This is a genomic window from Bifidobacterium sp. SO4, assembly GCF_018555355.1.
GTDB lineage: Bacteria > Actinomycetota > Actinomycetes > Actinomycetales > Bifidobacteriaceae > Bifidobacterium > Bifidobacterium miconisargentati.
On sequence record NZ_JAFEJP010000003.1, the window covers coordinates 135,222 to 146,978 of the forward strand.

Below are 11,757 nucleotides of genomic sequence, written 5' to 3' on the forward strand. Positions count from 1 at the left end.
CGTAAAGACTCGGCCTGAGCGGCCCGGAGCGTGTCGGACATCGTATATGCCGACCCCACGCGGACACCGGACCAGATAGGGACAATGGCTAGAGCATGGGCTTCAGGAACCTGCCGGTCCAGGAGTCCGCGCATTCGGCGACCTGCTCCGGAGTGCCCTGGGTGACGATGGTGCCGCCGCCGTCTCCGCCTTCCGGTCCCAGATCGATGAGCCAATCAGCCTCCTTGATCACATCGAGGTTGTGCTCGATGACGATCACGGTGTTGCCCTTGTCCACCAGGGACTGCAGCACCTTGAGCAGCTTGTTCACGTCCTCGAAGTGCAGGCCGGTGGTCGGCTCGTCGAGGATGTACACGGTCTTGCCGTCCGACCTGCGCTGCAGTTCGGTGGCGAGCTTCACACGCTGCGATTCGCCGCCCGAAAGCGTGGGCGCCGGCTGGCCGAGCCGGATGTAACCGAGACCCACGTCCACCAGGGTCTTGAGGTACCGGGAGATGCCGGTGTACGCCTTGAAGAAGTCGGCGGCCTCCTCGATGGGCATGTCGAGGATGTCCGCCACGGTCTTGCCGTTGTAGGTGACCTCCAGCGTCTCGCGGTTGTACCGCTTGCCATGGCAGACCTCGCAGTCCACGTACACGTCCGGCAGGAAGTTCATCTCGATCTTCAGCGTGCCGTCGCCGTGGCAGGCCTCGCAACGGCCGCCCTTGACGTTGAAGCTGAACCGACCGGGGCCGTATCCGCGCACCTGCGCCTCGGGGGTCTTGGCGAACAACGTGCGGATCTTGTCCCAGACGCCGGTGTATGTGGCGGGGTTGGAACGCGGCGTGCGCCCGATGGGGTTCTGGTCCACATGGATCACCTTGCGCACCTGGTCCACGCCTTCCACGCGCGTGTGTTTGCCGGGCACGATGCGTGCGCCGTTGAGCTTGTCCGCGAGCACCGGGTAGAGGATCGTGTTCACCAGCGAGGATTTGCCGGAGCCTGACACGCCGGTGACCACGGTGAAGACGCCGAGCGGGAAGCTCACGTCGATGTTCTTGAGGTTGTTCTCGCGTGCGCCGACCACCTTGAGCACCTTGGTCTTGTGGACCTTGCGCCGATGGGCGGGCACGGCGATCTCGCGCCGGTGGGCGATGTAGTCGCCGGTGATGGAACGCTTCGCCTCGATGAGGTGCTTGGCGGGACCGGAGTAGATGACCTCTCCGCCGTGTTCGCCGGCACCGGGGCCGATGTCCACCACCCAATCGGCCTGACGTATCGTGTCCTCGTCATGTTCGACCACGATGAGCGTGTTGCCGAGGTCGCGCAGGTGATGCAGGGTTTCGATGAGCCGTTCGTTGTCACGCTGGTGCAGGCCGATGGACGGCTCGTCCAGCACGTACATGACGCCGACCAGACCGGAGCCGATCTGCGTGGCGAGACGGATGCGCTGCGCCTCGCCACCGGACAGCGTGGCCGCGGCACGGGACAGCGTCAGGTAGTCGAGGCCGACGTCGTTGAGGAAGCCGAGGCGGGCCTTGATCTCCTTGAGCACCTCGCCGGCGATCATCTGCGCGGCGCCTTCGAGCTTCAGACCGTTGACCCATTCCAGTTCACGGACCACCGGCATGTCGCATACGTCGAAGATGGACTTGCCGTCCACGGTGACCGCCAGGACCTCGGGCTTGAGCCTGCGACCGTGGCAGACCTGGCAGGGCACCTCACGCATGTAGGACTCGTAGTATTCGCGCATGGACTGCGAGTCGGTCTCGTCATGGCGGCGCATGAGCGTGCGCACCACGCCCTCGAACCCGGTGGAGTATTCGCGCAAACGGCCCCAGCGGTTGCGGTAGGAGACGTCCACCTTGAAGTCGTGGCCGTACAGGATGTCGTGCCGGACGTCCTCGGGCAGGTTCTTCCACGGGGTCTTCATGGAGAAGCCCATCTCGCGGGCCAGGCCTTCGAGGATGTGGCCGTAGTACTGGGAGGTCATCTTGGTGCCGCTCCACGGCTCGATGACGCCTTCGGCCAAGGACTTGTCCGGGTCGGAGATGATGAGGTCGGGGTCGATCTCCAGTTTGAAGCCCAGACCGGTGCAGTCCGGGCATGCGCCGTAGGGTGCGTTGAAGGAGAAGGTGCGCGGCTCGATCTCGTCCAGTTCGAGCGTGTGCCCGTTGGGGCAGCTGCGGTGTTCGGAGAACGGCTGACGGCGGGCGGGGCTGCCTTCCTCCTCGTCCACGAAGTCGATGACGATGCTGCCGTTGGCGAGCTTGAGCGCGGTCTCCACCGAGTCGGTGAGACGTTGGCGGATGCCGTCCTTGACCACAAGACGGTCCACCACCACCTCGATGGTGTGCTTCTTCTGCTTGGTGAGCTTGATGTCGTCGGACAGCTGTTTCATCTCGCCGTCGATGAGCGCGCGGGCGTAGCCGTCGGAACGCAGGAGTTCGAGCATGTCCACGAATTCGCCTTTACGGCCTTTGACCACGGGAGCCAGAATCTGGAATCGCGTGCGCTCCGGGTAGCCGAGCAGCGTGTCCACGATCTGCTGCGGGGTCTGCGAGGCCACCGGCTCGCCGCATTCGGGGCAGTGCGGCACGCCGGTGCGGGCGAACAGGAGACGCAGGTAATCGTAGATCTCGGTGATGGTGCCGACCGTCGAACGCGGGTTGCGGTTCGTGGTCTTCTGGTCGATGGAGACGGCCGGGCTCAGGCCTTCGATGAAATCGACGTCGGGCTTGTCCATCTGCCCGAGGAACTGGCGGGCGTACGCGGACAGCGATTCGACGTACCGGCGCTGGCCTTCGGCGAACAGGGTGTCGAACGCCAGCGAGGATTTGCCCGAGCCGGACAAGCCGGTGAACACCACCATGCGGTTGCGTGGGATCGCCAGATCAACGTTCTTGAGGTTATGTTCGCGAGCGCCCTGGATGGTGATCTTGAGGTCGTTGGGGATGTGCGAGATGTCGGCCACGAGCGAGCCGTCATGCTCCACGAGCGGCGCCTTCCTGATTTCCCGCGACAGGAACGAGTCGCTGGTCATCACCTTTTCGACGATGACCTCGCCGCTTTTGCCTTTGGTTCGTCTCGCAGCGTCATTCCGCGTTGTCGCCACAGTCTTCCCACCTTCCGTATTGTCGGCATCTCCCCTGTGCGGACCCGAGACAGAGATTGTCTCCCGAACGCACGTATGTCATGTCCTTCCATAGAATACCTGATTCCACGACAAAATTCGAACATATGTTCCATTTGTGTGTTATGCTTATTCATGTCATCGGGTGTCTTCCGGGAGAGCATGCGAATATGCCGAACGATGGCAATGCATGTATACGCATTATGCGAAGGAGCAGACCATGGCCTCGGAAACGAATCGGCAGATTGAGCTCTATGAGAGCGCGGACCACACCGTCCATCTCGATGTGAAAGTCAACCAGGACACCGTATGGCTAACGCAACAGCAGATGGCGCTGCTGTTCGGTCGTGATGTGACAACCATCCGCAGACATATCAAAGTCGCACAAGCCGAGGAATTGCAAGGAATTTCAACTAGTGCATATTTTGCACTAGTTCAGCATGAGGGCGAGCGAACCAAAGATACGATGATTGCGCTGGTCGAGAACTTCCTCGTCCACTGATCAGCGGAACCTGGGTCGGCTTCCGATCCAACGATCTTGCGTCATTCATTTTTCATCGGTTGCGGAAGACCATGATCCATCCAGGAATCGCAACACCGCATCTATACCAAAGGAGCAATAATGATCGATGGATTCAAGAAGTTTATTTCACGGGGAAACATGATCGACATGGCAGTCGGCGTGGTGATGGGCAGTGCGGTCACGTCGGTGGTGAACGCGATTGTGAACAGTCTCATCAACCCGCTGATCGCCATGGTGTTCGGCAAACCGGATATGAGCGGGCTGCTAGCGTTCACGTTTAATGGCGTCACGGTGTCGTTGGGCGCGATACTAGGCGCATTGCTTAATTTCCTGGTGATCGCCGTGGCTGTGTATTGCTTCATTCTGGTGCCAATAAATAAGTTCCGCGACATGTCCGAGGCGCTGCTGGTCAAGGCCAAGATCAAGCAGGAAGCCGAAGAGAAGGCCAAGGCACCGGAGATCACGCCTGAAGCGCAAACCGTGGCCCTGCTCACCGAGATCCGCGATCAGCTTGCCGAACGGTCCGGGATGCCGCTTCAGCATGATTGATGTTCATTCCGCCGATTGCGTGTAATCCGTGTAATCACATTCCGGTGACATTTAGGCTGGAAGAATCGGAAGGTATGAGACAATTCATTTCCCGTTGGCTGGTGTTGACGATCGCCGCGGCCGTCATGGTCGCCGTATTGCCCGGCATGGAGGCGGTGGGCGAGCCGCCGATTCTCGGCGTGGCCGCGTTTTCCCTGTTCATGGCGTTGATCAACGCCTCGATCAAACCGGTCGTGCATCTGCTCGCGTTGCCGATTTCCATCCTGAGCCTTGGCCTGTTCGCGTTGATTCTCAACTGGCTGTTCATGGAGCTCGCCTCGTATCTGGCGTTCTCCCTGTTCGGCGTGGGTGTGGTCATCGATGGTTTCTGGTGGTCGGTGATCGGCTCGGTCATCATGTCGATCGTCTCCGGCATCGTTGGCGGCATCATCGGCGAATAACGAATCATGAACCATTGCCGGCCCGCCAATCATGGCCGGATATGACTGTGCGCATGTCCCGATTCATATCGAGGCATGCGCACAAGTCATATTCGGCCGGCGTGTGCAACGCCGAGCCGGCCTGGCGTTGGGGGGTGTCGGGAAGCCCGTTACTCGAGCGCCGCACCCTTCCTCTCGGGGATGAAGAACATCGTGATGAACGCGATGATGTAGATGGACGCGATGGTGGCCAGCGCGAAGCCGAAGCCGTGGCCGGTTGCGATCGCCGCGATGACGACCGGGCCGAGGCCGCCGCCGATGAAGCGGCCGGTGTTGTACAGTGCGGTCTGCGCGGTGGCGCGAAGCTCGGTCGGGAACAGTTCGGAGATGAGCGCGCCGTAGCCGCCGATCATGCCGTTGGCGAACATGCCCATGAAGAAGCCGCCGATGAGCAGCGCGTTCGGGTCCTTGAGCTGGCTGTACACCACCACCATGATGGCCGCGCCGATCTGGAAGATCCAGAATGCCGGGCGGCGGCCGAGGTGATCGGCGAGGAAGCCGAATACGGAGATGCCGAGCATCATGCCGAGCACGGTCACGGCGGTCCAGATGCCGGTGGAGGTCAGGGACAGGTTGAGCTCGGTGTTGAGGTAGCTGGGCAGCCAGGTCATGATGCCGAAGTAGCCGCAGTTCTGCACGGTGCACAGGATGATGATGGCGATGGAGAAACGCACACGTTCGGGCGTGGAGAACAGCTGGCGGATCGAGCCGTGTTCCTTGGCCGTCTGGCGATGCTTGAGGTACAGCGGGGGGCTCGGGCACGAACACTCGGATGAGGATGGCCACGATGGCCGGCACGATGCCGATGGCGAACAGGCCGCGCCATCCGAAGGCGGTGAGGATCGGGGCGCTCAGCAGCGAGGCGAGCAGCACGCCAACCTGGAAGCCGAGTCCCACGCCGGAGGTCGCCTTGGCGCAGTTGGCCGGGCTGGACGCCTCGGCGGCGATGGCCATGCCGATGCCGAATTCCGCGCCGATGCCCACGCCGGCGAGGAAGCGGAACAGCGCCATGAGGAAGAAGTTCGGGGCGAACGCCGAGAACAGCGTGAATACGCCGAAGAAGATCACCGAATAGGTCAGCACGCGGATGCGGCCGTACTTGTCCGCCAGACGTCCGAACACCAGACCGCCCAGGAAGGCACCGGCCAGCGTGATGGTGGTCAGCGTGCTCGCCGTGGTCTTGTCGATGTTGAAGCTGGCCATGATGCCGGACATCGCAAAGCCCAGAATCATCAGGTCAAGGCCGTCGAGCGCGTGCCCGACCGCCGAGGAGAATACCGCCAGACCGGCATAGTGTTTCATGCCGCTGGCCTTATCCACAGTCTCTTTCTCTGCCATGAACATGGTTATCCCTCCGCTCTTCTCGTTACGGTTCGGCGGAAGATTGTAGTGGATAAGGTGAACAGACGGGAAACGAGGCATGTCGGACAATGACGTGCCCGTCCCGATCCTCGCTAATCCCCGAACTCCTCGCGCTTGCGGCGACGTTCCAGCGCGTAGTAGCCGGCATAGCAGCAGGCGACGAATGGAATCATGCAGTAGAGCGTGGAACGCTGCGTCTCGTCGAGCACCACGAGCACGAGCGCGCCGATGCACATGGCGATGGCCAGCCACGGCAGCACCGGGAATCCGGGCGCCCGGTAGCCGAGCTCGGATACGCTATGCCCCGCCTTCGCCCATTCGCGGCGGAAGCGGATATGGCACACGCATACGGAGAACCACACCACGAGCGTGGCCAGACCGGAGACGGCCACCAGCACCAGGTACACGGTGGACGCGGCGATCACCGAGGAGAGCAGCGCGAGCAGGGAGCCTGCCATGGAGAACAGCACGGCCCACACGGGCACGCCATGGAAGTTGGTCTTGGCGAACCGGGCGGGGATGAGCCGTTCCTTGGCGAGCGACCAGACCATGCGCGAGCACACGTACAGGCCGGAGTTCGCGGCGGAGAGCACGGCCGTCAGCACCACGAAATTCATCACGTCGCCTGCGAACGGCATGCCAATCGACTGGAACACGAGCACGAACGGACTGGTCTCCACGCCCGCCTGATGCCAGGGGATCAACGCCGCCATCACCGCGATGGATCCGATGAAGAACATGGCCAGACGGAACACCGTGGTGTGCACGGCCTTCGGGATGGCTCGGCCGGGATCCTTCGTCTCGCCGGCGGCCACGCCCACCACTTCGGTGCCGGAGAAGGCGAACACCACGGTCAGCAGCGTGGAGAACACGGGGGCGAAACCGTTCGGGAACCAGCCGTCCGACACGAAGTTGCCGAACAGGGGCGCATGGTCGTATCCGGAGATCGGAATCGCGCCGAAAATCGCAAGCAGGCCGATGACGATGAACGCCACGATGGCGAACACCTTGATCGAGGCGAACCAGAATTCCGCCTCGCCGTACAACCGAACGGACAGGATGTTGAGCGCGAATACCACGGCGATGAACACGGCCGACCACACCCATGAGGGCGAATCCGGGAACCAGCGCTGCATGAGCAGGCCGGCGGCCGTGAATTCGCTGGCCAACGCCACCGCCCAGTTGAGCCAGTAAAGGATGGCGATGACGAACGCGCTGCCGGGACCGATGAACCGTTTCGCGTACAGATGGAAGCTGCCCGCGTACGGCATGGCCACGGACAGCTCGCCAAGCGAGACCATCACGCAGTAGACCAGCAGCGAGCCGACCGCATACGCCAGGATCGCGCCCAGCGGACCCGCCTGATGGATCGTGTATCCGGAGGAGACGAACAGGCCGGTGCCGATCACGCCGCCCAGGGAGATCATGGTCAGATGGCGGGATTCCATCTTCCGTTCGAGACCGGTGCCGGTGGCCGAGCCGGTCTCGCCGTCTGCGTTCGAAGCCCCGGTGGTGGCTGTGGCCTTTCCGTCGTCCGACATGCCTGCAAACTCCTTTGGTCATGGGTAGGTTTCCGCGGATGGACCTCCCCATGATAGCCGGACGTGGGCCTAGACGGTGAATCGGCGGACGGACGGCCATGACTGCGTCAGGACACTGCGTCAGGACCGCTGCCAGGCCTTCAGTACGCCGACCGGCACCCGAGAGGCGTCGAAACGGTAATGCCCGGTGACCGTCATGTGTTTTCTGAACGAGAAGTAGTCGTTTTCGCGTTGTTCCTGACCCATGTTGTGGATGACGTAGGTCAGTCCGTTCGCATCGCGTTTGTCGGAGATGACGCCGATGTGCTTGGTGTGCGCGAACACCACGATGTCGCCGGCCTGCCATTGGGCCTTGTCGTCGGTGTCCGTGGTCAGGCTTTGCGCGTATTTGGCGAGGAACACGTCAAGCACGCCGGTGCGGCGGAAGTCGATGTTCGGGTCGGGATTCGGAGCCACGGCGGCGTAGGATGCGGGGTCGGCCGCGATGTCGGCGTCGACCGTGGCCTTGAGATCGTAGCCGGCCTCGCGGAAGGCGCGCCAGATGACGTCGGTGCAGGCGCCGCGGTCGTCCGGCGGGTAGCCGCCCTGATAATAGCCGCTGTCGTATTTGGGTTTGTTCGCGGCGTCCTGCAGCGCGCCGGCGAGGATGTCCGCGTAGTCGTCCGTGCCGTTGCCGTTGAAGTCGACCGGACTGGCCTGTCTCGGGTATCGCCGTTGCACTTCCTGCTTAGACATGACCGACGTATCGTCGGGCTGTTTTCCGCCGGTGACGGAGGCGATGGAGATGGTGACGGCTTCGCCGAGCGCGCCGCCCATCGAACGCCATGGCAGGCCGGTCATATGCCGTACGGCCAGCGCTCCCCCGGCGACCAGCACCACGACCAGCAAGGCGGAGATGCATGCCCCGGCCCATCGCCCGGCCCGCCGATGGTCTTGTCGGAGCATATCCCCATCCGACTCGTTCATATGCTGTGCCATGATTCGCCTCCGCCTATGCCGGTCGATTACTGGCTCCACTCTATGTGGCATGGTCCGTAATGCATCGTCGCATACAGGTTTTCTGTATGATTCCATCATCAGTTCAATAAACAACGTGTTGTTTTAAGCAGATAACAGACAAATCAGACAACACGTTGATCAAAGACAAGGCTCCCCTCTCCGAGGGGAGCTGTCGAACGGGGTGAGACCAAGGGAAGCCGCCGTTGAAATCGAAACTCCCCTCAGTCAGCTTCGCTGACAGCTCCCCTCAGAGAGGGGAGCCTTCGCGGCACAGCCGCTCACCTCGCCTACAAACAGTCCGCCGGACTGTTTGCTTCACGGCTCAGCTCTCAAAGAGGGGAGCCGGATTAGCTTACTACCTTACAGTTCGCGCAGCTGGGCGGCGATCTGCACGGCCTCCACGCTGGCCTCGGCCTTGTTGCGCGTCTCCTGCCATTCGGTGGCGGGCACGGAGTCGAGCACGATGCCGGCACCGGCCTGCACGCTCGCCTCATGGTCGCGCAGGAACGCGGTGCGGATGGCGATGGCCATGTCCAGATTGCCGGAGAAGTCGAAGTAGCCCACGGTGCCGCCGTAGATGCCACGGTCGGCGGGTTCCAGCTCATCGATGATCTCGATGGCGCGCGGCTTGGGGGCGCCGGAGAGCGTGCCGGCCGGGAACGCGGAGGTGAACACGTCGAACGCGGTCATGGACGGGTTCACGCGGCCGGTCACGGTGGAGCAGATATGCATGATATGACTGAATCGCTTGATGTCCATAAGGGAGACGACCTCGACCGTGGTCGGATCGCACACACGACTCAGGTCGTTGCGAGCCAGGTCCACGAGCATGATGTGCTCGCTGCGTTCCTTCGGATCGGCCAGCAGCTCCTTGGCGAGCTTCTCGTCCTCCTCCGGGGTGGCGCCACGCGGGCGGGAACCTGCGATCGGGAAGGTCATGGCATGGCCGTTGTCCACCTTGATGAGGGTTTCCGGGCTGGAGCCGATCACGTTGAAGTCACGGCCCTGCGCATCGGTGAGCGCCATGAAGTACATGTACGGGCTCGGGTTCAGGGTGCGCAGCACGCGGTACACGTCGAACGGGTCGGCGGGCGAATCGATGTCGAGTCGCTGGGAGATGACCACCTGGAACACGTCGCCGTCGATGATGTGACGCTTGGCCTCCTCCACCGCATGCTCGTAATGGCTCTTCTCGGTGCGGAAGCGCAGTTCGGGCTGTTCGACCGTCTCGTCCAGCACGTTGACACGTGCCTCGCCCTGCGTGGGCGTGGCGGCGTCGCGCTGCATTTGGTCGAGTCGGGCCACGGCCTCGTTGTAGGCGGCATCCGCGCGGGTGGGCTTGTCGTCCACGTTCACCGCGTTGGCGATGAGCCATACGGAGCCGGATACATGGTCCACCACGGCGATGTCCGTGGCCAAGGCGAGCACGGTTTCCGGCTGACCGGTCTCGTTCGGCGCCTCGGCGCGCAGGGTGGGCTCCCAATGGCGGATCGCATCCCAGCCCACCGTGCCGACCAGACCGCTGGTCAGGTTCGGCAGCCCCTCCACATGCGGGGCCTTCAACGTCTTCAACGTGGCATGGGCCACTTCGATCACGTCGCCGGTGCGCGGCACGCCCGCCGGCACCTTGCCGAGCCAGTCGGCCTGGCCGTCATGGGAACGCAACTGGGCCATCGAGTTGACGCCGATGAAGCTGTATCGGCTCCAAGTGCCGCCGAATTCCGCTGATTCGAGAATGAACGTGCCGCTGCGGCCGCCGGCGAGACGCTCGTAGAAGCCTACCGGCGTGAGCGAGTCGGCGAGCAGCCTGCGCACGATCGGAATCACACGGTATCCCTTATCGGCCAGCTCGTGGAACTGTTCGCGGCTGGGCCAGGTGGCACCCCACTTCAGGTGCTTGACGCTGCATTCGCTCATACGATCCTCCTTGGGAAAAGCTGTTCGGATGGGAAGCCGGCTCACTGGTCGGCGGGACGGTGGCCTTCGACCACGGGCAGCGGGCCGCCCTCGAGGAAGCAGCTGCGCTTGCCGGTATGGCAGGCGGCGCCCACCTGGTCGACCTCCACCAGCAGCGCGTCGCCGTCGCAGTCGAGCGAGACGCCCTTGACGTACTGCACATGGCCGGACGTGTCGCCCTTGCGCCAGTATTCCTGGCGGGACCGGGACCAGAAGGTCACGCGGCCGGTGGTCAGGGTGCGACGCAGCGCCTCGTCGTTCATGTATCCGACCATCAGCACCTCACGGGTGTCGTACTGCTGGATCACGGCCGCGACCAGACCCTTGGAATCGCGCTTCAGCCGTTCCGCGATGCGCGGATCCAGGGTTTCGGAGTTGTCGTATGCGATGGTTTCGGTGGTTGTGTTCGTCATGTCCTCTTGCTTTTTCGTATGGTTGCTTCGTTTCAGCGCACGGTGTAGCCGTGCTTCTTGAGCTCGGCCTTGACGTCGGCGATGGTCATGATGCCGTAATGGAACACGGATGCGGCCAGCACGGCGTCCGCGCCGGCCTCGATGGCGGGCGGGAAATCCTCGACCTTGCCGGCGCCGCCGGAGGCGATGATCGGGATCTTGACCTCCTTGCGCACGGCGCGGATCATTTCCAGATCGAAGCCCTCCTGGGTGCCGTCGGCGTCCATGGAGTTGAGCAGGATCTCGCCTGCGCCCAGTTCCTCGGCGCGCTTGACCCACCAGATGGCATCGATGCCGGTGGATTTGCGGCCGCCCATGGTGGTGACCTCGAAACCGGACTGCGTGTGCTGCTCGCCCTTCTCACGGCGGGCGTCCACGGAAAGCACCAACACCTGGTTGCCGAAGCGGTCCGCCACGCGGCTGATGAGCGAGGGGTCGTTGATGGCTGCGGTGTTGACGCCGACCTTGTCCGCGCCGCAGCGCAGCAGGGAATCCACGTCCTCGGGCGTGCGCACGCCGCCGCCGACGGTCATGGGGATGAACACCTGCTCGGCGGTGCGCGAGACCACGTCGATCATGGTGCCGCGGTGCGAGCTGGATGCGGTCACGTCGAGGAAGGTGATCTCGTCGGCTCCCTGCCGGTAGTATTCGGCGGCCAGTTCCACGGGGTCGCCGGCATCCTTGAGGTTCTCGAAATGCACACCCTTCACCACACGACCGGCGTCAACGTCCAGGCACGGGATGACTCGTACCGCCAACGACATGCTTCACTCCCCTGTTCGGC

11 protein-coding genes are annotated in these 11,757 nt (G+C 62.9%); 4 read left to right on the forward strand and 7 right to left on the reverse strand.

Translation table 11 applies throughout. From position 1 onward, the window contains the following. Positions 1-88: 88 nt before the first annotated feature. Positions 89-3,022 carry an excinuclease ABC subunit UvrA gene (uvrA, locus tag JS536_RS03605; protein WP_214355869.1) on the reverse strand — a complete coding sequence of 978 codons (2,934 nt, stop codon included), beginning with the start codon at positions 3,020-3,022 and terminating at the stop codon, positions 89-91. A gap of 310 nt (positions 3,023-3,332) precedes the next feature. Here uvrA and JS536_RS03610 point away from each other — a divergent pair, with 310 nt between their 5' ends. The 3 genes from JS536_RS03610 to JS536_RS03620 all read left to right on the forward strand — a co-directional run bounded on the left by JS536_RS03610 (position 3,333) and on the right by JS536_RS03620 (position 4,624). Further along, a complete protein-coding gene (locus tag JS536_RS03610) occupies positions 3,333-3,614 on the forward strand; it encodes a hypothetical protein (protein ID WP_214355795.1) in 282 nt (93 codons plus the stop codon). Between the two features lie 120 nt (positions 3,615-3,734). Next, positions 3,735-4,184 (forward strand): large conductance mechanosensitive channel protein MscL, encoded by a 450-nt coding sequence (gene mscL, locus JS536_RS03615; protein WP_214355796.1) that lies wholly within the window; start codon positions 3,735-3,737, stop codon positions 4,182-4,184. A gap of 74 nt (positions 4,185-4,258) precedes the next feature. Continuing rightward, the gene (locus tag JS536_RS03620; protein WP_214304922.1) at positions 4,259-4,624 is read left to right on the forward strand and encodes a phage holin family protein; all 366 of its coding nucleotides are present in this window, start codon (positions 4,259-4,261) and stop codon (positions 4,622-4,624) included. A gap of 149 nt (positions 4,625-4,773) precedes the next feature. On the opposite strand, the gene JS536_RS11950 is transcribed toward JS536_RS03620, so the two are convergent. After that, entirely contained in the window at positions 4,774-5,337 is a 564-nt protein-coding gene (locus tag JS536_RS11950; RefSeq protein ID WP_346427458.1) for an MFS transporter, read from the reverse strand. Here JS536_RS11950 and JS536_RS11955 point away from each other — a divergent pair. Further along, positions 5,312-6,097 (forward strand): hypothetical protein, encoded by a 786-nt coding sequence (locus JS536_RS11955; protein ID WP_214355884.1) that lies wholly within the window; start codon positions 5,312-5,314, stop codon positions 6,095-6,097. The genes JS536_RS11950 and JS536_RS11955 overlap by 26 nt on opposite strands. 20 nt (positions 6,098-6,117) lie before the next feature. On the opposite strand, the gene JS536_RS03635 is transcribed toward JS536_RS11955, so the two are convergent. The 5 genes from JS536_RS03635 to hisF all read right to left on the reverse strand — a co-directional run bounded on the left by JS536_RS03635 (position 6,118) and on the right by hisF (position 11,737). Further along, complete coding sequence (locus JS536_RS03635) at positions 6,118-7,473, reverse strand: amino acid permease (RefSeq protein WP_214355871.1); 1,356 nt, start codon at positions 7,471-7,473, stop codon at positions 6,118-6,120. A gap of 213 nt (positions 7,474-7,686) precedes the next feature. Then, on the reverse strand, positions 7,687-8,544 hold the full coding sequence (locus JS536_RS03640; RefSeq protein ID WP_240544237.1) for a DUF1287 domain-containing protein: 858 nt from the start codon (positions 8,542-8,544) through the stop codon (positions 7,687-7,689). A 381-nt stretch (positions 8,545-8,925) separates the two neighbouring features. Beyond that, complete coding sequence (locus JS536_RS03645) at positions 8,926-10,482, reverse strand: anthranilate synthase component I (protein ID WP_214304925.1); 1,557 nt, start codon at positions 10,480-10,482, stop codon at positions 8,926-8,928. Between the two features lie 41 nt (positions 10,483-10,523). Then, a complete protein-coding gene (hisI, locus tag JS536_RS03650; RefSeq protein ID WP_214304926.1) occupies positions 10,524-10,934 on the reverse strand; it encodes a phosphoribosyl-AMP cyclohydrolase in 411 nt (136 codons plus the stop codon). A gap of 32 nt (positions 10,935-10,966) precedes the next feature. Further along, complete coding sequence (gene hisF, locus JS536_RS03655) at positions 10,967-11,737, reverse strand: imidazole glycerol phosphate synthase subunit HisF (RefSeq protein WP_109056046.1); 771 nt, start codon at positions 11,735-11,737, stop codon at positions 10,967-10,969. Positions 11,738-11,757 lie beyond the last annotated feature (20 nt).